The sequence below is a fragment of the Terriglobales bacterium genome, assembly GCA_035691485.1.
Taxonomy (GTDB): Bacteria; Acidobacteriota; Terriglobia; order Terriglobales; family Acidobacteriaceae; genus JAIQGF01.
In genome coordinates, this window is sequence record DASSIZ010000113.1 from 1 (window position 1) to 21161 (window position 21161).

Below are 21161 nucleotides of genomic sequence, written 5' to 3' on the forward strand. Positions count from 1 at the left end.
GCGCTGGCCTCTTCGAAGGGCACCGTCGGCGGAAAGCCATATAGTGGCGATTACCGCACCACTCAGGTTTGGGTGAAGCGCAAGGGCAACTGGAAGATAGTCGCGTTTCAGTCAACGCGAGTGCCATCAGCGAGCCAGTAATCTGGTCACTTGTCCTCCGGCGTCCGTGATTCCACGGCGATCGCGAAGCAGCGACTTGTTTTTGCGACAGGAGCGCTGTTTCGGCGCCACGACCGCATCGTTGACCGCCCTTTTCATGGTCACGTATACTGCCTCAGAGTTTGAATATAAACCCCTTCGTGCCGGGGCGGTTAGCTCAGCTGGTTAGAGCGCGTGCCTTACAAGCACGAGGTCGAAGGTTCGAGTCCTTCACTGCCCACCATGAACCCCTAGATTCCAGAAGCTAGTTCTCGTTTCTCGTCCGGAGGCGCTTGCGCCTCATTCTCTTGTTTGTGCCCTTTGTGCATGAAGCAAATCGTTCGAGCCGGAGTCCTCTACTTCGCCCTCGTGTTCGCGGCAGGATTTGTGCTGGGCACGATTCGCACGCTTTGGGTCGTCCCGCGGTTGGGTAGCCGGACCGCTGAACTGATCGAAGCACCCATCATGCTGGGAGTGTCCATCTTCTCGGCCCGTTACCTGATTCGGCGGCTCCTGTTCCCGGCTACGTGGTTGAGACGGCTCGCCTCTGGCGCGGTGGCGCTTGCACTCATGCTTGTCACCGAATTCGGGTTCGTCCTCTGGGTTCGAGGATTGACGATCCAACAATATTGGGTGACCCGCGACCCCATCTCAGGAACGGTTTACTTCATGACCCTCGGAGTGTTTGCCGTCATACCAGTTTTCATGGGAAGCCCTTGACGCTCAATCGGGAGACTAGTCTCTCCCTTTTGGCCAATGGAAACCGCCAGGATGGGTGGGAATTGTGGGACACGGCTAACATTATTTCTCTCGTATGTCGAAGTTGATCTACATCGCCAATGCGTCGCTCGACGGTTACGTGGAGGACGAAACCGGTTCCTTCGGTTGGGCCAATCCCGATCAAGTTCACGCGTTCATCACTGAGTTGTTGCGGTCGATCGGAACCCATCTCTATGGGCGGCGACTCTATGAGACGATGGCGTACTGGGATGCGCCGGTGGAGAGCTATCCACCCGAACACCGCGACTTCGCACGGGTCTGGCAGAAGAGCGAGAAGATCGTCTTTTCACGAACGCTGACCGGCGCTACAACACGCAACACGCGTATCGAGCGGGACTTTGACATTGAGGCCGTTCGGAAGCTCAAGCGGAAATCGGAGCACGACATCTTCATTGGCGGCGCCGAGCTTGCGGGGCTGGCGCTCGAAGCCGATCTCGTCGACGAATGTCATCTGTTTCTCCACCCGGTGATCGTCGGCGGCGGAAAGCCGGCATTCCGAGCCGCCTTACGACGGAAACTCGAACTCCTTGAGACGCGCCGTTTCGGCACCGGAGCAATCCACGTGCGCTATCGCATACCAGGCGGTACTCCTTAACACTGGTTGAGCGGAGCACGATGTCGTGCCGTCATATCTCGAGGTCTTCTCAGGAATTTCCGCGGAGGACTCCCGGCGGACGATTCGCCCGGTCGATGGCAGAGCGCCGGACGGCAAGGGCGGTCAAGCGGCGTGACGGCGCGGTGTGCCGAGAATGCGCTTCGCTTCACTCCGGATCCAGGCCGCGGTGCGCCCTTCGACTTCCTTCAACCGCCGCTCCAATGGCTGGCGGAGTGGCTTGTCGAGATGCGACTGAAGCACCTGTAAGGTGGCTTCCTCGGCTCGAAGCAGACAGATCGTGTAATCGGACCCAACTTCAACCATACTAGGGTGGATGCAGCGCTCCCGGTGCATGTTGCTCGCCTGCCCTCGACGCTGACCCGGCTCGGTGTGATATCTTGTAACTGGTGGTTGTAATTGGCCGTCGAGCCGTGCAAAGCGTTGACAATCGGTCATCGAGGCGCACAAGGCCGCAGGCTTGAAGTCCCGCATTGCCCACTTTGCTTTGTACCGGTTGCGAGCCGGGGACGTAGTTCAGTTGGTTAGAACGCTGCCCTGTCACGGCAGAGGTCGCGAGTTCGAGTCTCGTCGTCCCCGCCAGATTCTTCTCAATGATTTGCAACATGCCCCGTGCTACCCTGCCGCTTCACCGGAGCAATCCTGTGTCACGCCGTTGTCTTACTTCTCTTGCGACCCTTGCTGCCGCTGTCCTTCTTCTCCTGTCCCCCGTAGCGGTCGGCGACGACACAAAACCTGTCACTGCCAACCCCGATCTGACGGCTGCCGACCAGCTTTACCGGACGGGCAAGTTTGCGGAAGCCGAAGCAGGCTATCAGGCGCTGCTCAAAGCCAACCCGAAGCTCGCGCCTGCTCAGGTGGGACTCGTCCGGGCGATGCTGCGCCAGCAGAAGATCGATGAATCTTTCGACACCGTCAGCACCGCGCTGGCCGCGCAGCCCAATTCGGCGGCGCTGATGGCGGCAAAAGGCGATGTCCAGTTCCGTCGCGGCGAAATGTCCGATGCCGAGATTGCATACCTCGCGGCAAAGAGACTTGATCCCAAAGAAGTGCGTGCTCATCTCGGGCTGGCCCGGCTGTACCGCGCCTACTCGCTTTATCGCAAAGCCTACGACGAGTTACAGATCGCGCACGATATCGCCCCTGACGACATGGACGTGCAGCGTGCGTGGTGGGGCATGCTTCCGCGCAATCAGAGGTTGGCGGCAATGCAGGCTTACCTTGCTGGATACCAGCCCGATGATCCAGAAGAAGCCCTCCGGATGGAAGAGTACTTGGAATTCCTGAAGGCGACAGCGGACAAGCCCCTACACGTTTGCAGGCTGGCCGGTAAAGTTGAACAGACCGCGACGAAGCTGGAGATCATGTATGCGGACTCGCGCCGGATGCGTGGCATAGGCTTGTCCGTAAAGCTTAACGGCCACAATACCCGCTTGCTGCTCGACACGGGCGCGGGCGGCATCATGGTGAGCCGGAAGGTAGGGGAAAAAGCTGGGCTGACCCGCATCTCTTCGGCGCATTACGGCGGCATCGGCGACAAAGGCATGCAGACCGGCTACACGGCGGTCGCCGATAGCATCCGGGTGGGCGAACTGGAATTCGAAGACTGCGTGGTGCGCGTAAGCGACAAACGCTCCGTGGCCGACGAGGATGGATTGATTGGTGCCGACGTGTTCGAAGGTTATCTCATTGACATCGATCTTCCGGGAATGCGGCTCAACCTATCCCCGCTGCCAAAGCGACCCGAAGACACGGTTGCCCCCAAATCACTGAACACCGAGGGGGAGGAGCAGGCGACGGCTGAACAGAAAGAGGGCGGCGCGACCGAACAGGCCGCGCACGATCAAAAATCTGCCGCGCCTGCTCCGAAGTCCGCGCAACGTCTCCCCAGAGATCGGTATATTGCGCCTGAGATGGCCAACTGGACGAAAGTCTTCCGCTTTGGGCACGGCCTGCTGGTGCCGACTAGCGTGAACGATTCGAAGCCGATGCTGTTCGCGCTCGATACGGGCGCGTTCAACAATATTCTCTCGGTTCGTGCGGGGCGGCAGGTCAGCAAGGTGGGTTCCGAGGATCGGCTGCGCGTCCGAGGTCTCAGCGGTGAGGTGAACAAGGTCTACAGTTCAGCCAAGGCCACTCTGCGCTTCGGGCACTTGCAACAGGCGAATTTGGATATGATCACGCTAGACCTGTCGACACTCGGCCGTCATACAGGAACGGAGGTTTCCGGATTTCTGGGGTTTGGGATGCTCCGCCTGCTTGACGTCAAGCTCGATTACCGCGACGGTCTGGTGAGTTTCGAGTACGACCCCAAACGGGTACCGATTAACCTTCGATAGCCCAAGCTCCGAGTGGGTGGTTTTTGGAGGGCCACCTACCTGCAAACGCTCCGTCGGGCGCGCAACTCTACCTCGACCACATATTCCCGCCGACATCACTCCAGCTCGCCCGAAGGATTCGAATTTAGGAGCAACAAGCACTTAGCCCTGCCGTATACTCCTTTGCGACACAGGCAGTCATCTCGCCCAGGGGGAGCCATACGGATGCGGCGTTTCTTACGTGTCCTAATCTGCGCCTATCTGATCCTCGTTATTACAACGTTCTCTCCCGCCGCCGATCGCGCCGGCATCAAGCTGCTTCCCTGGTCACAGCAGATTGACATTCGCGAGAGCTGGCTGCCGAAGCGTTATGAATTGCTCCACCAGATCATGCGTAGCCGTGGCATCAGCATGTTCATTGTCGTCAACGAGGAGTTCCACGACGATCCCATGACGCAGTACATCGCTCCGCCGCGTCCGTACGTCGGCGGGCGCGACATCTTTGTCTTCGTCGATGACGCTAGTCCCACTCTCAAGAAGTACGCCATCACCGGCTACGCCGAGGAGAACATAAAGCGCTTTTTCGAGACCTCCGACGAACCGCGCCCCGCCGACAAGGTCCTCGCCGAACTCTACGCAAAATATCAGCCGAAAAAGATCGCGCTAAGTATAGGCGGCAAACGTGGCGTCACCCGCAGCCTCACCCATGACAGCTATCTCTTTCTGTCCAAAGCCCTCGGCGAGGAAGCCACTTCGCGCTTCGTGAGCGCCGCCGATCTCCAGGAGGACTTCATGGACACGCGCATCCCCGAGGAGACCGATGTCTACATACCTCTCGTGCTACTCACCGAGAACCTCGCGCACACCGCGCTCTCCAGTCGCGTCATCAAGCCCGGCAGGACCACCGTTCGCGACGTGCGCCGCTGGCTCTATGACGCGTTGTGGGCCCATGGAGTAACGACCTGGTTCGAACCCGACCTCCGCGTGCAGCGGAAAGGCAAGCCCAACGACACCTCGCGTGGATTCCTTGCCGTCGCGCCCGAAAGCACCGTCATCCAACCCGGCGACCTTGTCCATCTCGACTTCGGTATTACCTACGTGGGGCTCAACACCGACTGGCAGAAGATGGCATACGTGCTTCGACCCGGCGAGCACGACGTGCCAGACGGCATCAAGAGAGCACTGGCCAACACGAACTCACTTCAGGAGGCACTCATGGTGCGCGCCTCGCGTCTTGGACGCACTGCCGGCGAGGTTTACAACGCAACCATGGCGGAGATGCAACAGAAAGGGATTGAGGCCAAAATCTATAGCCATCCTCTTGGCAACCAGGGCCACGGTCTCGGTGCTTCCATCGACTTTCGTAGCGCTAAACGCGAGAAAGAAGAAGGCACCCAACTCGAGAGCAAGCACCTGCGCAAAGGCTCATGGATGGCCATCGAACTGAATACTCTGACCGCCATCCCCGAGTGGGATGGGCAAAAGGTCTACATCATGGAAGAAGATCCCGCCTACCTCTCCGATGAGGGCTGGAAAAACTTCATCCCACACCAGACCGCGCTTTACCTCATCCGCTGAATTTCACGTGGTCACGCCGACAAAACTGATTTTTGGCGGGTGGAAGTCCAAATTCTTGGAAAAAGCGGAGCCATGCGGAATTCCCTGGTACGAGATCATGCGTTATTGGGACGAAGATCTTCCTGATTGGGACGCGGAGGACCGTGACTTCGCGGTGGCGTGGCGGAGCCAGCCGAAGTGGGTCGTGTCGCGTTCCCTCAAGTCAGCTGGCCCCAACACCACGCTTGTCGCGGATGATTTCGAGAAGGTGATACGCAGGCTGAAGGCTGAGCTGGCTGGCGAGATTCAAGTTGGCGGACCAGTCCTGGCGCAAAGCCTGACCGAGGCCGGTCTTATCGATGAGTATCGACTCTACCTCCGCCCCGTCGTGCTTGGTGGTGGCACGCCATTCTTCGCCGGCCCCCGGCCGCCGCTCCACCTGGGGGCCAGCGATTTAATCGCCGATGACTTTATTCGGTTGACGTACGTTCCTGCCTAATCGCGCGACGCGCCCAACGGACCGCGCTCAGAAAGTCAAACTGAGACACTACCAAATAATCACGTAATCCATTTGAAAGGCGGACGAACATGAGCCCAATGTTTTTGGAGAAGCAAAGCACACGTCGCGAAATGTTGCGAAATTCCGCCGGATTTGCGGGAAGGGCATTGCTGGCACCGCTCCAACCGACCGTCTCACGGCCATGCGGGCGCAAATGGGTGTCACCCCGATCCAGGCGTTACTCCTGGCTAAAAACCTCACCTTGCTTTCCGGGCCTGGAGGAAACGTTGTGGTGTTGAACGGGCCCGATTGCAAGATCGTGGTCGACAGGAGCTTTTGATGAGAATGAGCGGCTGACACCTCAGTGAAGATGCCCGATGGAAAATGGCAATGTGTCGCCTCGCATAGCTCATCCATCAAGATGTAAGCGTCGGAAATGAAATGCTGGCAACGCAACCGCCCGCTCCAAAATCCGGAGCGGTTTTTCTTTGTGGCAAACGCGTTCTGTCGGATGGCATAAACAGCGTAGCTGGCGATAGCACACGGCAAGTAAGTAACGCCTAAAGCGGCATTGCGAATGACGGAGTTGCCACCCCGGAGCAAGTCCCTCCCGTTATGCACGTGAGGTTACCAATGCACTCGGCCTAAGGTCACGAAGCGCACGTTTTCAGTCACTTGCGAAAACATGAGTTACGAACGTCAGTTGTCCTAGTTACCTCTGGCGCTTATAAACGCGACTGAACACCACCCTCCCCCCATGGAGGCGTCATGTTCCGATCCTTTGCTGCCCGAGGTTTTTTTGTCCTGGTGCTGTTGCTGGCCAACTTCGGCTTCGCCCAAGTCAAAAGTTGGGACGCGGCACGCGATTTCAGTGGGGCACAGAATCCGAACGCGGCATGGACCTATGGCTGGAAGCCCTCTATTGCCGGCGGCCTAACTCCATTTCCAAACTACGAGCAGAGCTTGGCAACACTTCCGGGACGCGATGCCTGGCAGGACCTGAGCCGCAGCAGTCTCCTCGGCGTGTATCACAACAGCGTGGGCGCGACCGGCGACATTCCGACGAACATGCTCCTGCTGCAGCCCGACGCGACGGGCGATCTCGCCGTGATCGAGTGGACTGCCCCCGCCAACATGGCGGTGAACATCCAAGGAATGTTTCAGACGCAGGACACAACCGCCGCACAGGTGAAAATCGTCAGCAGCGTAGGCGGCACGCGCTTCAGCGGCACGGTGAGCAACACCACCACCACCACATCGTTCGGGCTGTTTCTGAATGTCACCGCGGGCCAAACACTTGACTTCACTGTTTCCGGCGGCGCTGCCGGCCTCAACCTCGTTATCAGCAACTTGATGTTGGTGGGAAACAGCAGTATTCAGAACATCTCTGCCACCGACACCCGCTTGCGCCTCAACCCGAGCCTCAACGACCAAGTCGGTGGAGCCTGGACACTGACTAAGCAGCGCTTTGACGACGGTTTTGACACGACTTTCCTGTTCCAGATCTCACAGCTCGTGAACGGCGGTGCGGACGGTTTCGCGTTTGTCATTCAGAATTCGTCGCCGACGGTGTTGGGCGGCGGTGGCGGCGGATTTGGATTCGACGGCATTCCCTCCAGCCTTGCGATTGAGTTTGATACGTTCCTGAACGCATCTGTGGGTGATCCCAACAACAATCACATCAGTGTGCAGACGCTGGGAGTGAACCCGAATTCCGCGAAAGAGAACGTAGCTTCGATCGGCGAGAGCACGCAGATCCCGAACTTGAAAGACGGCAATTGGCACCTGGTCCATGTGCACTACGCCGTGCGACCGACTGCGCAACTTTCGATTTACTTCGACAACATCAACACGCCAGCCCTGGTCGTTGCGGTGGACATCGTCTCCAAGTTGCAACTGCCGGATGGAACGGCGTGGGTGGGATTGACCGGCGCGACCGGCGGCGCAACCGAGGTACACGACATTCAGAACTGGCACTTCTTCAGCTATGACCTGCACCCACCCGTTTTGAACTTGCCGGCAAATATGACTGTCGAAGGCAATGTCCTGAACGGCGCGATCGTCCACTACACAGTAAGCGCCGTCGACACGGTTGATGGACCGCGTCCCATCAGTTGCACGCCTTCGAGCGGCGGCGTTTTCGCGGTCGGCAACACCACCGTCAACTGCTCGTCAACCGATCTCAGCGGCAACACCGCAAACGGCAGCTTCGTGATAACGGTGACCGACACCACGGCGCCGAACGTTGTAGCTCCGCTGTCGGTTACTGCCGCTGCCGTGAACAGCAGTGGCGCAACGGTAAGCTACATCGCGACGGCGGATGACATCGTGGATGGCGCAATCGTTCCCAATTGCTTTCCGGCGTCCGGAAGTATGTTTCCGCTGGGAACGACGACGGTCACCTGCACCGCCAAGGACAAGGCCGGCAACATCGCATCCCAGAGTTTCCCACTCACCGTGGCGGATGAAACTCTGCCGGTGATCAGTGGCTTGGTTGACATCCAACTCGAAGCGACGGGGCTAACCACCACCGTTTCCTGGCCGGGCGTCACTGCGACTGACAACGTCGACGGAACTGTGCCGGTGCTGTGCACTCCCGCGTCGGGATCACAGTTTGCCGTGGGCAGCGTCACGGTGCAGTGCAAAGCGACTGATGCTGCCGGCAACACGGCGGCGGGATCATTTGTCGTGACGGTGAAAGATACGACACCACCGTTGATCAGTAATCTGCCGTCGAGCATCACCGCTGAAGCGACTTCCGCGTCGGGGTCCGTGGTCACATGGTCCGGGCCGACCGCAAATGACCTGGTGGACGGCACGGTCGCGGTGATCTGTGCTCCGTCATCGGGTTCGGTGTTCCCGCTCGGATCGACGACGGTAAGTTGTTCCGCTACGGACGGGCACGGCAACAGCAGCAGCGGCAAATTTACCGTCATGGTTCGGGATACCACGCCGCCGGTCATCAGCGGCTTGCCATCGAACTTGATTCTAGAAGCGACAGCTCCAAGCGGCGCGATTGCGACTTGGACATCTCCGACTGCGAGCGATGTTGTTGATGGATCTGTGCCGGTGAACTGCTTGCCGGCATCCGGATCCACATTCGCGCTTGGAACCAGCAGCATAGGGTGCTCAGCTAGCGACGCGCGCGGCAATACCAGCACGAAGCAGTTCTCGGTGACCGTGCAGGACACAACTCCTCCGGTCATTAGCAATCTGCCGGCTGACCTCACGTTGGTGGCGAGCAGTTCATCCGGTGGAGTGGCGACTTGGAGTTCGCCAATCGCTACCGACCTGGTGGACGGCACGGTGTCGGTTACTTGCCTGCCCGCTTCTGGCTCGGTGTTTCCGGTTGGAACGACAGCCGTCGGCTGCTCGGCGACCGACGCGCACCACAATATCAGCGCCAAGAACTTCACCGTCACGGTTCAAAGCCCGCTGCCGCCGGTGGTTTCCTGCGGCAAGCCCGACGGTGTCTGGCATGCCTCCGACATCGCCATCGTTTGCACGGCGAATGGCGGCGGCTCTAGCCTGGTTAATATCGCCAATGAATCCTTCGTTCTGACTACCAACGTGCCCGTCGGCAGCGAGAACGCAAACGCTGCTACCAATAGCGTCACCGTATGCAATGTCGCCGGCAAGTGCACGACCGCCGGACCGATCTTCGGCCTCAAAGTGGACAAACGCGCCCCGCAGATCTCGATCACCACACCTGCGAATGCGACGTACGCGTTGCACCAGCCGGTCGCTACGTTCTATTCGTGTGCTGATGGCGGATCGGGTCTGGCGACGTGCAGCGGTACGGTGGCCAATGGCGCCGCGCTCGACACTGCGTCCGTCGGCGCAAAGCAGTTCACGGTAAATGCCGGCGACAATGTCGGCAACGCTTCCAGTGCATCGGTGAGCTACAGCGTGGGGTACAGTGTGTGTGTGCTTGGCCACAGTGAGCCGAAACACGAAGACAGCGACATACCGGTTCGCTTGGAACTCTGTGACTACAACGGCCGGAACGTCTCTTCGCCGTCAGTGGAGGTGTTCGCGGTTGCTGTTGTCGGTGCTAACGGAAACATGCCGATGATGGCTGCCGGTCACGCTAACCCCGGCCTGCGCTTCCGCTATGTCGGTGACCGCGACAGAGGCGCCTACATCTTCAACCTGAAGACGAAAGGCTTCGCCGCGGGAACATACCAACTGCTGGTCAAGGTTGGAGGCGATCCCACTCTGCACACGCTGACATTCCAAGTACGGGGTGGAAGAGAAAACGAGGGGCGGGACGGTCACAAGTAGCTCGTCGGACCCGGGTGATTGCGTAAGTTCAATCTGGCGTCCGCACAAGACCGCTACGATAGAGTGGCCGAACCTATCCTATGGCGATGGAGAGGCCTTGAAAATCGGGACGAGCAAACGCGCGAGGGCCTCCGCGCCGAGTGCCATCACATGCGACAAGCAATACGAGTTGGCACTAGGCGCATGGGCGGGGGGCACTCGCCGCCGTGACGCAGAGCTTGGTTGCCGACTTGGCAAGGTTGAATGGCTAGCACCACTCCGGCAGTCACTATTTGCTGGACTGTAAAGCGTGCAGCGGCGCGTGATTCTGCGCGACTGGCGGCGGCGCGTCGCCTTTCAACATGAGCCATAGAATGCGGTTGTAGAGCTGGTCGTCCACGCGATCGGGGGCGCTGAGGTCCAGCCCTTCCGACAATCGTGCAGCCGGTGTGTTCTTCGGATTTTTCTCATTCAGGTCCTGCGTGGGCGTGAGTGGATCGTAGGGCGCGAGGTCAGGGGTCGAGGCAAAAATATCGGACAGCGGTCGGCTGAAGTAATCGAATTTCGAGAGCCGCCCCATGCCAAGGATGTCTTCGATCGCCGCGATCACGTCAGTTGTATTAATGAAGCGATGCAGCGTGCCCGGCCGATTGTAGGCCGAGATGGCGTAGAAAGGTGCGCGGTGCGAGTCGGTGTGGTCCGGTCCGGCTTGCGCGTCGTCCTCGACGACGAAGATCACCGTGTCCTTCCAATAGGGGCTATGCGAAAGCGCCTGCACGATCCGTCCGAGCGCGAGGTCGTTGTCGGCCATGCACGCGCGGGGCGTGCACTTTCCAGGACGCGCTGCTGCCAGATGGTCCATCGGCAGCCACAACAACTCCAGTTGCGGCATGTTGCCCTCGCGCACGTAACGTTGTAGGTCGGCAATCCATACGTCGGCGCGCTTTTGATCCGGCGTGGTGAAATCCATCGGTGGGTAGTCGCGATTTATGTCACCGCCCAAATCGTGTTGCGTCACCGGCCAGCCCGGGTTCCCATGGACCATCTCGCCGTAGTCGCGGAAAGTGATGCCCTCGCGGTTGGCGAGCGTCCACAGGAAGCCGCGCTCCGGCTCAGTACTCTCTTCACCATCCATGTCAGCACGCTTGCCGGCGTAGCCGGAGGGGATCACTTTTTCGCCGTAGTCAGTGGCGTACGCAGCTGTGGACCAGATGTGGCCCTGCGAGCTGACCTCGGCGTTGACGAAGAAGCGGTCGAAGAGTCCGAAGCGTCGCGCCAATTGATGATGATTCGGGGTGATGGTGATATCGGGAAAATAGACGAGGCTGGCATCGCCGTCGCCGTCCTTCATATCACCCAGCACCTGATCGTAGGTCCGGTTCTCCTTGATGATGTAGATGACGTGATGGAAGGGCGGATAGCGCCTCGCCGCGGGCCGCGCTTGCCAGTTATTTGCCGCCGCAACCCGCTGTGTCAGGCGAGCAAACTGTGCCGGGGAAGGAAATGCGGGGAGCACGCGCAGCGTGCCGTTCAATTGTCCCAGCGTGTAAGCTTTCGGATTCCCGAACGGCCAATTGGTGAGTGGAACGGGGCCATCCGGGTTCGCATGGGTGCCATGTCCTTTGCCGGAGAGGATAAGTAGCTTGTCACCCACTTCGGCGATCGCAGTCGGATACCAGTCGGTCGGAACCCTTCCAAGCAATTTTCCGCTGGGCACGTCGAATATGGCGATGGCATTGTTGTCGGCTTCCGCGACGAGCAGACGTTTGCCATCGCGGCTGAGCGCGACGGCATTGGGGGTGCTGCCCTCCGGCGGTGCGCCTGGCGCGGCATCGTGCAGGTAGCGCGCAATCCGCCGCAGCCTCGTGTCGACGATCGCTACGCGGTCGCTGCCCGCGAGCGCGACGTACAGTCTCGCTCCCTTTGCTGCCAGCGCCGATGGATGCCGACCGACCTCCATCCTGCCTAGGTATGCGAGCCTTCCGTCCGGTAGCACGCGGAACTCTGAGATCGTTCTGCCGCCCCAGGCGGAAACGAACACGTGCCCATCCGCGGCGAGCGCAATGCCGTAGGGATAATGATCGGTAGGGAAGCGCTGCGCGACCTCGCCCGTCGCCGTATTCACTATCGCAATTCGGTCGCCGACGTTTTCCGTGACATAAACGAACTTACCGTTGGGCGCAACCACCATGCCTGCGGGATAGCTGGTCCCGGTGCCATCCTCGGCCTTCGCCTTTGCCAGCACGAATTTGTTCTCGAGCGTGGCCGCGCCATCCTTCCATGCATAAACGAATAGCAAGTCGGTGTTTCCGCCGGAGACGTACAGGTGATGGCCATCGGGCGAAAAGGCAGCCCCGTAGAACGCGCCGTCCTGGAGCAGGGTCTGCGTGACCTTCCGTGCGATCAGATCGACGACTTGGACGCCCTGCTCGCGGAAGCCGCTGAGCACAGCCACGGCCTTGCCCGCCTCGGGTGCGAGCACGAGATTGATTGGCAGGCTGCCCAGCTCGACCACCTCGCCAACTGGATCCAGCCGGACTCCCGTAGGCAGCGGGAAGCTGAAGACCGGCTTCGTTTGTGCGGACCCCGATGCGCACAGCAACAGAGAGAGTGAGAACGCGAGTCGACAGGCACGCAATGATTGCATTACCGCCGTTCCTTACGAGCTTGGCACGACGAATAACACAGGCCGAAATCAGCACCACGGTTACACCGTTCATACAAGGCCATGAGGTCATTTTGCCATACGAAGGGGATTTCAGCGGAGCTCCGGTATCAGCCCCCGGTGAAGCCGAAACATAGGCCGAATACCGCTGGTGTCCTAAACTGACTGGACACCACCACCCAAAGTTGCGTCGGTTGAAAGAAATGGTCACCGCAGTGCTTCGGAGTTAGAAAGCGTCCCCTAAGGGACGATGGTTCCCGCGAGGGCACCTCCTTTCAGGTGGTTTCCCGATTCCCTTTGCGATTTAAATCGGCTTACACTGTCGAATCAAGCATTCGCCGGCAACTGTACGGAACCTGTTGAGGAGGTCACGCATGCTGTGTGTCCGCAATTCAGTTGTTGTTCTCGCCTGTCTTTGTTTGCCGTTCCTCTCGTTGGCGTCGACACGGGCGCAACAGGAGCAGTCAATGCAGGTCGAGCCCATGGAGAAGACGCCGGTGTTTCGCGTCGATGTCGTTTCGCGCACTACGCAGGCAGTCAACTATCGGCACCGTGGCGGCGCGACCAAGATTGACTTCAAGGGCACGCAAGTCATGCCGCAAGCCGTCGGGAGTGCCACCGTCCAGAGCAAGACCGGCAGGCTCGACATCGAAGCGAAATTCCACCACTTGCAGCCGGCTTCGAAATTCGGGCTGGAATACATGACGTACGTGCTCTGGGCAATTACGCCGGAAGGCCGGGCCAATAACCTCGGTGAACTGCTCGTGGACGGGGGAGGAAGTGGGGGCCTGCACGTCACCAGCGACCTGCAGGCGTTTGGGATGATCGTGACTGCAGAACCGTATTTCGCGGTTACGCAGCCAAGTGACGTTGTCGTCGCTGAGAATTCCATCCGGGTGGATACCTTAGGCCGGGAAGAACAAATTAACGCAAGGTACCAATTGCTGCCTCGCGGAACCTACCAGGCGACAGTAGAAAAAATTGATGCACCTATGTTTGGCGTCGACCGTAATCTCCCGCTTGACTTGCTGGAAGCGCGGAATGCTTTGCGGATTGCACGCGCTGCCAAGGCAGATCAGTATGCGAGTGCCAGCTACCAGCGGGCTGCCGAACTCCTCAAGCAAGCCGAGGAATATTACTCTCGGAAACAGGGTAGAACTCCGATCGGCACCGTGGCCCGAGACGCAGCGCAGACCGCCGAGGATGCCCGCGTAATCTCACTGAAGAAGCAAGAGGAAGAACGGCAAGAGGCGGAACGCAAGGCGGCTGCTGATCGCGAAGCTAAGGCTCGCGCCCAAGCGGATGAGGAATCTGCGCGTCGGGCCGCTGCCGAGTCGGAGAGGGTTCGCGCCGAGCAGGCTAAGGCGGAAGCCGAGCAAGCACGGCAGGAAGCGCTGCGTCAGCAACAGGCAGCCGATGCCGCCCGCGCGGCCGCATTCGAGCAGCAGAAGGCGGCGCAAGCTGACGCGGAAAAGGCCCGGGCTGCAGCCGAGGAAGCGGAACGCCAGCGCCAGGCCGCCGAGGCGGACAAAGCCGCCTTGCGCGCCAAACTTCTGCTGCAGTTCAACAAAATCCTGAGTACCCGGGACACGCCGCGAGGGCTCGTCATCAACATGTCCGACGTGCTGTTTGAGTTCGGGAAGTACAACTTGCGCCCGGAGGCGCGCGAACGTTTGGCGAAGATTTCAGGAATTGCTCTGAACTATCCCGAACTACATTTCGTTGCCGAGGGACACACGGATAATGTTGGGAGCGATTTGTTCAACCAGCAGCTCTCCGAAAAGCGCGCCGCCGCAGTGCGCGACTACTTGGTCCAACAGGGCATTGACGGCAGCAATATTGCCTCGCTGGGTCTGGGAAAGAGTCAGCCAGTCGCGCCCAATGGTACCGCCGCGGGGCGGCAGGCAAATCGTCGGGTGGAGCTAATAGTTTCGGGAGAGGTCATTGGTACCCAGATCGGAGCCGCGACCAACGCCGGACCTCCCGATTCTCAACCCCATTAGGACGTGGGTAAGAGCTGCGCGCAACCATCGTCGGCGGGGTTTGTGGTGTCGGCAATCGCTATTTGGGTTTGATTCCCACAACCCGATTAGACCTTTGGGTTTACAACCCAATTGACGCATTGTGCAGACGTTTGCAATTACTGTTGTGACCGCGGATTCAAAACGCCTCGGCGAATTAGGCGTACAGTTCAACGACCGTTACAGCGACTGTAGAAAGGCGAGCAGCGCTTTTCGGTCCGCGGGCTTCAGCTTGAGAAACCGCTCCGTTACTTGCGAGGATTCTCCCCTATGGCGGCGGATAGCATCGTCAGGTCGAACCGTCTTGCCATCGTGCATCAAGCGTGAACGCAGGCGTAGTCCCCACAGGGGAGCCGTCCTGATCTTGTTGCGCGCACACAGGGTGTCTCGCAGCAGCTTGGGGTGCTTTTCTCCCTCAGCAACAGCAGTCTGGTAAGTTTCGCTGCACTCATCCCCGGTTTTTTCGAAGGCACTTTTTGACTCCGCGGCGGCGGTGCTCTCCTCGCGCAAGCGCTTTTCCACGCGTTCGCGGCTGAAATGTTCGATGAGGGCAATCGCGATTCCGTCTCCGGTTCCAACGTTGTGTAGAAGGAAGTCACTATAGGGATGAATCGTCCGGTTTTCTAGAACGTCCGGATGGAGGCCGGGGCCTGCAGGCCCGGCCGGACTTTTTCCGGTTACGATGGTTTCTACGTGACAACTCGCGCAGCCGATCTTGGTGAACACCTCTGCTCCACGTTTCGCATCTGGGGTGTTTGCGGCCGTTTCGTCCCGCGCAGGCGCCTTCAGAGAACGCATAAAGCTGGCGAAGTGGTCGATATCGTCCAGGTTGTTATCGCTTGGATCGGGCAGGCTGTTGGGCTCGGTTATCTTGGTCGCATCATTGTTCGGAAGCGACGTCGTTACCGCCGGATTGCAGATTGCGGTTACTTCGGTTTTCTGCAGCCGGTTTGTGATGCCCATCTCGTTCAGGTAGGCGTCGGCGGCGAAGGCCAGCAGGCTGGCATGCTGGTCTTTCCAGCCAAAGCGTCCAATGCGGTTGTCGCTCCCGCCTTCCGGGACGGGCACTTTCACTGCCTGCCCGCAGATCTTTCCATGGGACGCACGGCATTGTTGTTTGCGGATCTTCACCAGAGTTTCGTCAGAAATCGCTTCCACATAGCCGTCCCCCAGTATGTTCGTTGTGAGGCGGGTCGTCCGCACCGTCTCTATTACGGGGACGCGCTCCTGAATCTCAGCACAGATCGCTCGGTCATTTATTAGTGTTCTATCTTTGATCACCTCGGAGCCATGGTTGATGGGAATTTGAGGATTCTGAAATTGCCCATGTGCGTCGAGATGCCCGACTCGTAGCTCCGTGACCTGGCTGGCAGCACCGGTGACCGGGGTCTGGTGGCATTCACGGCAAGACTGAGCGTTGTAAAGAGGGCCCAGTCCGTCGGGAGCGATGTGTTCGACTTCCTCGAAAAACTTCTGGTCGGCCTTGCGCCGGTCGGGATCGGAAAAACCGTTACTTTGGTCGTCGAATCCCGTCATTGCTTCGGGGGGTTGCGCCGAAGCTTGTCCGCGCGAATGGGCTGCGAGGCCAACCAGGACCGCGCTTGAGAGCACGAATAACAATATCGTGGGCTTCATCAAATGCTCCTCTTCGCGGCCAGAGGTCTGTAGGGTCAAAATATTGGCTGTGCTTTCAGGAGTCAACACTTCTCTCGAGCCGGTTCTGAAAAGTAGGAGTGTTGCGTACCACAGGAGGATAGCGAACGTTATGCGGCGGAATTCGAGGTAAGCTTTATCTTTAGTTCCAGTCGTCTGCCGGAGCGATATAATCGCGGCCGAATATCAGGGCCTGAGGCGAGCAGGGTGACTCGCCGGGAGGCAACAATGGAGCGTGCAGATCGTCTGCATTTGATTTCGAGAGTCTGCTATTACCTCGGCTGGGTGGTAGCACTGGTAGCTGTGATCGGACACATCACCAAGCTCAACCAAGCACTCGTCAGTGCGACCAACGTATCGGGCAGGAACCTGTTGGAGGCAGGTCTGTTGTTGTTCTTGATTTGTCTGGCTTCGGAAGTCAGAGCCATTGGGCTGGCATCGGGTGAGAATAAAGTTGGCAAAGGCCAAGCAGCCTGATAACGCGCTGTTGCGCTTAAGTTCGGGCACTCGCTTGAGACGCTGAGTCCGCAAGCGGATTGACAACGCGAATTGATCCGTACCTTGGGCCCGGAATTCCACAGTTCCTCGATCAGGAGCCGAGCGCGCTCGTGCTTTAACCGTTTCGGGCGCAATCTCGCACATCTTCTGCTTCTGCAGTCACGCTGTCGCGTGACCATGGTCACTGCAACCAAGCACGGTCGAGATAAAGCTCGATTGGTTGTGGAGATGAAAATGCCTATTACTGAAATCTCAATTCATCCGCCGAAGCGTTTCCTGTATGGGCCTGGACCCAGCCAAGTCCATCCCCGCGTGTACGAAGCCATGAAGCAGCCGATTGTCGGCCACCTCGATCCGTACTTCTTCAAGGTCAACGAAGAAATCCAGCAAATGCTCAGGATGGTGTTCGGAACGCAGAACATGCTGACGTTTGCCATTTCCGGTACCGGCAGCGGCGGCATGGAGACCGCAGTCACCAACTTCGTCGAGGCCGGAACCAAGGTGGTCGTCCTGGCGAACGGTTACTTCTGCGACCGCATGACGGAGATGGCAAAGCGGCAGGGCGCCAACGTGGTCCGCTTCGAGAAGCCATGGGGCGAAGTGTTCGGCGACGACGAGGCTGCGGAGTTTATCCGCCGTGAGAAGCCGCAGGTCGTGATGTACGTGCACGCCGAGACGTCCACCGGCGCGGTGCAGCACGGAAAAGCCACCTGTGCGGCAGCGCATGAGATCGGAGCCATAGTGATTGCCGACGTCGTGACTTCGCTGGGCGCCATGCCCGTGAGAGTTGATGACACCGGTATTGATGTGGCCTACAGTTGCACGCAGAAAGGGCTGAGCTGCCCGCCAGGCTTGGCTCCCATCACCTTGTCGCCGCGCGCTGCGGACCGGCTGAACGAGCGCAAGAACACCAGTCGAAGCTGGTATTTCGATCTGAAGTTGCTCAACGACTACTACAACCTTTCGCGCCGGTATCACCATACCGTCTCGATCACCTTGTTCTATGCGCTGCATGAGGCGCTGACACTGATCGTCGAGGAAGGCGTCGAAAAGCGCTGGGAACGCCACCAGCGCGCACACCTGCAGTTCGTCAAGGGCATCGAGGAGTTGGGTCTCCGCATGCACGTGCCCGAGGAGACAAACCGCATCATCAATTTGAACACTCCGTGTGTGCCGCCGGGCGTAGATGACGCCAAGGTGCGCAGCATTTTGGTGCAGGAACACGGCATTGACATCGCGGGCGGATTCGGCCCGCTGGCCGGCAAGGTGTTCCGAATCGGCATCATGGGACCGCTCGCGACCGCGGACGATGTGCAAGCGTTCCTCCAGAATTTTGGCGAGGCGCTGGAGCGAGTGGGATATCGACCTATAGCGGCAGGCGCGGCTGGTTAAGGTCACCCGGTACTGTGGCGGCGGTAAGGCGCGTTCGATCCCGGGAGGCAGGGTGTTCTCACGTCCCTCTCGGGGAACGAATTGGTTCCCTTGATCGGCCCGAGGGCGCTGGAACGTGCCGGGATATCGTGAAGAGGATTTTGTCCCTACCCTATTTTTGCTCCGGAGATGGAAGCGTCCAGTAGCTCCACGAAATGGACGACCGGCACGGGGTGCCTCGTTTCATTCAACAGAGCACCGAGTTGAAGCTGGCAGCCAACATTCCCAGTCGCGACAACCTGTGCGGTTCCGGAGACGATCTTGTCGACTTTCCGCTGGCCCAGTTGGCGTGCGGTGTCCGGCTGAACCAGGTTGTAGACACCAGCAGAACCACAGCAGAGCGCGGCTTCGGGAAGTTCCAACAGTTCCAACCCGGGGATGGTGCGCAGCGCTGCACGCGGTTGCTCGCGTAGGCCTTGTGCGTGCTGCAGGTGGCAAGCATCGTGGTAGGCGACCCGCATGGCAAGAGTGCGGCGAGGCGCCCGCGCCGGCAACTCCGCCAGGATCTCGGAAATGTCCTTGCACTTCGCGGAAAAAGCGAGCGCCCGATCACGGTATGCGGGATCGTCGCGCAGCAGATATCCGTACTCCTTGAGCGTGGCTCCGCAACCGGCCGCGTTCACGACAATATTGTCAACCTGCAACGGTCCGAACAGGTCGATCAATCTGCGCGCCATGTCCAGACCTTCTTTCTCCTGACCCAGATCCATCAGCAGAGCGCCGCAACACCCCTGATCCGGCGGCACCAATACTTCACAGCCCTCGGCGGCCAGGACGCGCACCGTCGCAGCGTTTACCTGGCCCATGAACACGCTCTGCACACATCCAGTCAACATGGCGACCGTGCGCCGCTTCTCACCTTGGGCTGCGATGCGTTCTGGCAGTGCCTTTGACAAGCCATTGCGTGAGAGATCGGGCAGCAACTGCTCCATCGCCCGCAGGCTGTGAGGCAGCAGAGAGGTCAAATGCGTTGCCCGGAGCAGACGCTGCAACCCGAGACGTTGATAGGCACGGAGCGCGTACGCCAGCTTACGCAAGCGCTTAGGCCGGCTGAACGTGGCGGCGATCATCCGCCGCAGGGCGCGGTCCGCCAGCGGCCGTTGATACAGCCGCCCGAGCTGTCCACGCATCGCCTCAATCAGCTTGCCGTACTTGATTCCCGAGGGACACGCGGTCACGCACGCCTGGCATCCCAAACAATGGTCGAAATGCGAGACATACAGGTCGGTCAGCCCAACCTCACCTTCGAGCGCCATATTGATGAGCTGAATACGGCCACGCGGCGAGTCCATCTCTTTGCCCCAAAGCGTGTAGGTGGGGCAGGTCTGAAGGCAAAAGCCGCAATGCACGCAGACGTTCAACAGCTCCGCAGCTGGCGGGTGATGCTGGTCGAAAACCTGTCGTATGCCGTTCACTGCTGTTGCGACGGGAAGCTCCATCATATGGCCCCCACGTAGCGGCCCGGGTTCATGGTTCGCGCCGGGTCGAATTTCTGCTTGATGGCCTGCATCAAGGGCAGCCCATTGTTAACGGGTCCCCAGACGTCCATACCTTCCTTGACGGAAACCGGACACTGCTCCACAATCATGGTTCCCTGTAACTGCCCGACTTCATCGCGCAAAGACTGGATCAGCTGCCGCTGCTGCTGCGGACGGGCGATATCCATGCGCAACTCGGCCACGCCCGTGCCCTGCGCCACCAGCGCCGCGCCGGCACCCGCCGACTCGACCTGACGGAACACCGCCTCACACAATGCCCCCAGCCGGGCTGGCAGTACGCTGCACTTGCAGATCACCGCGTCACCGGCAGTGACGAACAAGTTCTGCCGCGCCGTCCAGAGTTCATCTGAAGATTCAGTGAAGCCGTGCCCGGCGGCCACACGGCCCAGTTTTTGATATTGATCCTGCAGCGATTCCGGAATGCCTTCGAAGCGAACGTCCACGGCGATCTTGCCCCCCTGTTCAGCCCGAAGCTGCAAACCGGTGTACACCAATTGCGAATCGAGGATGGCGAGCAGCATCCTGTTTGCCTCGGCCGGGGAAGCAACCGTCGCGCTATATGTCGCCGAAGCGACGGGAATGGGATGGAGGCGAAATACGGTCCGCGTAATCACGCCGAGCGTGCCGAAGGAGCCGATCGCCAGTTTTGTCAGATCGTAGCCGGCGACGTTCTTGACGACCTTGCCTCCTGCCTTGATGAGGTTGCCGTCCGGCAGCGCCATCTCGACGCCGAGCACGAGATCGCGGACCGCGCCGTAGCGGATGCGAAGCGTTCCACTCTGCGCGGTCGCCAGCAGGCCGCCGACGGTTGACCGTTCCGGCCACAGCGGGTCCGCGGCCAATCTCTGACCACGTTCCTTGAGCGCCTGTTGAAAACTGCCGATCGTGCACCCTGCCTCGACGGTCGCGGTCATATCGCCCCAGGCATGCTCGACGACCCGATTCAGCCGCTCCGTCGATAGGATGAAATCCGCCTTCTGCGGACGATTGCCGAACCAAAGCTTGGTGCCCCCGCCGCGTGGGACCACGGCCAGGCCGGCGGAGCTGCAATACTTCAGGACCTGCGCGACTTCCTGTGCCGATCCCGGCGCAATGACGCCCGCCGGTTGCACGCCGTCAATAGCATCGCCGGGCGTGGCCGGCCGAATGTGCTCTCCTCCGGCCAGTTTTTCCAATTCCGTCCACGCCGGGTGTGTTCGCGTTTGAGTTTCGCTCATGATCTGCTC

13 protein-coding genes and 2 tRNA genes are annotated in these 21161 nt (G+C 59.5%); 11 read left to right on the plus strand and 4 right to left on the minus strand.

All coding sequences use genetic code 11. The features are described from left to right. Positions 1 to 305 precede the first annotated feature (305 nt). The 8 genes from VFI82_14260 to VFI82_14295 all read left to right on the plus strand — a co-directional run bounded on the left by VFI82_14260 (position 306) and on the right by VFI82_14295 (position 10189). Positions 306 to 382 (plus strand) — tRNA-Val (locus VFI82_14260). Positions 383 to 465: 83 nt separating this feature from the next. Beyond that, positions 466 to 858 carry a hypothetical protein gene (locus tag VFI82_14265; protein HET7185847.1) on the plus strand — a complete coding sequence of 131 codons (393 nt, stop codon included), beginning with the start codon at positions 466 to 468 and terminating at the stop codon, positions 856 to 858. 94 nt (positions 859 to 952) lie between these two features. Continuing rightward, on the plus strand, positions 953 to 1513 hold the full coding sequence (locus VFI82_14270) for a dihydrofolate reductase family protein (protein HET7185848.1): 561 nt from the start codon (positions 953 to 955) through the stop codon (positions 1511 to 1513). A gap of 523 nt (positions 1514 to 2036) precedes the next feature. Beyond that, positions 2037 to 2113, plus strand: a tRNA-Asp gene (locus VFI82_14275). Between the two features lie 23 nt (positions 2114 to 2136). Then, positions 2137 to 3870, plus strand: coding sequence for an aspartyl protease family protein (locus VFI82_14280; protein ID HET7185849.1), 1734 nt, complete (start codon positions 2137 to 2139; stop codon positions 3868 to 3870). 204 nt (positions 3871 to 4074) lie between these two features. Then, positions 4075 to 5427 carry a M24 family metallopeptidase gene (locus VFI82_14285; protein ID HET7185850.1) on the plus strand — a complete coding sequence of 451 codons (1353 nt, stop codon included), beginning with the start codon at positions 4075 to 4077 and terminating at the stop codon, positions 5425 to 5427. 55 nt (positions 5428 to 5482) lie between these two features. Next, positions 5483 to 5905, plus strand: a complete 423-nt coding sequence (locus VFI82_14290; protein ID HET7185851.1) for a dihydrofolate reductase family protein — start codon at positions 5483 to 5485, stop codon at positions 5903 to 5905. Positions 5906 to 6673: 768 nt separating this feature from the next. Continuing rightward, positions 6674 to 10189, plus strand: coding sequence for an HYR domain-containing protein (locus tag VFI82_14295; protein HET7185852.1), 3516 nt, complete (start codon positions 6674 to 6676; stop codon positions 10187 to 10189). 268 nt (positions 10190 to 10457) lie between these two features. Here the strand turns inward: VFI82_14295 and VFI82_14300 are convergent, their stop codons facing one another. Then, positions 10458 to 12683, minus strand: a complete 2226-nt coding sequence (locus VFI82_14300) for a bifunctional YncE family protein/alkaline phosphatase family protein (protein ID HET7185853.1) — start codon at positions 12681 to 12683, stop codon at positions 10458 to 10460. Between the two features lie 617 nt (positions 12684 to 13300). Here VFI82_14300 and VFI82_14305 point away from each other — a divergent pair. Further along, entirely contained in the window at positions 13301 to 14836 is a 1536-nt protein-coding gene (locus VFI82_14305) for an OmpA family protein (GenBank protein ID HET7185854.1), read from the plus strand. A gap of 198 nt (positions 14837 to 15034) precedes the next feature. Here the strand turns inward: VFI82_14305 and VFI82_14310 are convergent, their stop codons facing one another. After that, the gene (locus VFI82_14310; protein ID HET7185855.1) at positions 15035 to 16489 is read right to left on the minus strand and encodes a di-heme oxidoredictase family protein; all 1455 of its coding nucleotides are present in this window, start codon (positions 16487 to 16489) and stop codon (positions 15035 to 15037) included. A gap of 246 nt (positions 16490 to 16735) precedes the next feature. Here VFI82_14310 and VFI82_14315 point away from each other — a divergent pair, with 246 nt between their 5' ends. Both VFI82_14315 and VFI82_14320 read left to right on the plus strand, forming a co-directional pair. Then, positions 16736 to 16984 (plus strand): hypothetical protein, encoded by a 249-nt coding sequence (locus VFI82_14315; GenBank protein HET7185856.1) that lies wholly within the window; start codon positions 16736 to 16738, stop codon positions 16982 to 16984. Between the two features lie 255 nt (positions 16985 to 17239). Continuing rightward, positions 17240 to 18397: an alanine--glyoxylate aminotransferase family protein gene (locus VFI82_14320; GenBank protein ID HET7185857.1), complete on the plus strand. Its 1158-nt coding sequence runs from the start codon at positions 17240 to 17242 to the stop codon at positions 18395 to 18397. A 146-nt stretch (positions 18398 to 18543) separates the two neighbouring features. On the opposite strand, the gene glcF is transcribed toward VFI82_14320, so the two are convergent. Together glcF and VFI82_14330 are read right to left on the minus strand one after the other, a co-directional pair. Beyond that, positions 18544 to 19878 carry a glycolate oxidase subunit GlcF gene (gene glcF, locus VFI82_14325; protein HET7185858.1) on the minus strand — a complete coding sequence of 445 codons (1335 nt, stop codon included), beginning with the start codon at positions 19876 to 19878 and terminating at the stop codon, positions 18544 to 18546. Continuing rightward, positions 19875 to 21152, minus strand: coding sequence for an FAD-binding oxidoreductase (locus VFI82_14330; protein ID HET7185859.1), 1278 nt, complete (start codon positions 21150 to 21152; stop codon positions 19875 to 19877). The genes glcF and VFI82_14330 overlap by 4 nt, the downstream gene beginning before the upstream one ends. Between the last annotated feature and the right edge of the window lie 9 nt (positions 21153 to 21161).

Coding starts and splice junctions, on each gene's coding strand:
- VFI82_14265 (HET7185847.1), top strand. CDS start 466: ATGAAGCAAATCGTTCGAGCCGGAGTCCTCTACTTCGCCCTCGTGTTC.
- VFI82_14270 (HET7185848.1), top strand. CDS start 953: ATGTCGAAGTTGATCTACATCGCCAATGCGTCGCTCGACGGTTACGTG.
- VFI82_14280 (HET7185849.1), top strand. CDS start 2,137: ATGCCCCGTGCTACCCTGCCGCTTCACCGGAGCAATCCTGTGTCACGC.
- VFI82_14285 (HET7185850.1), top strand. CDS start 4,075: ATGCGGCGTTTCTTACGTGTCCTAATCTGCGCCTATCTGATCCTCGTT.
- VFI82_14295 (HET7185852.1), top strand. CDS start 6,674: ATGTTCCGATCCTTTGCTGCCCGAGGTTTTTTTGTCCTGGTGCTGTTG.
- VFI82_14305 (HET7185854.1), top strand. CDS start 13,301: ATGCAGGTCGAGCCCATGGAGAAGACGCCGGTGTTTCGCGTCGATGTC.
- VFI82_14310 (HET7185855.1), bottom strand. CDS start 16,489: ATGAAGCCCACGATATTGTTATTCGTGCTCTCAAGCGCGGTCCTGGTT.
- VFI82_14315 (HET7185856.1), top strand. CDS start 16,736: ATGGAGCGTGCAGATCGTCTGCATTTGATTTCGAGAGTCTGCTATTAC.
- VFI82_14320 (HET7185857.1), top strand. CDS start 17,240: ATGCCTATTACTGAAATCTCAATTCATCCGCCGAAGCGTTTCCTGTAT.
- glcF (HET7185858.1), bottom strand. CDS start 19,878: ATGATGGAGCTTCCCGTCGCAACAGCAGTGAACGGCATACGACAGGTT.
- VFI82_14330 (HET7185859.1), bottom strand. CDS start 21,152: ATGAGCGAAACTCAAACGCGAACACACCCGGCGTGGACGGAATTGGAA.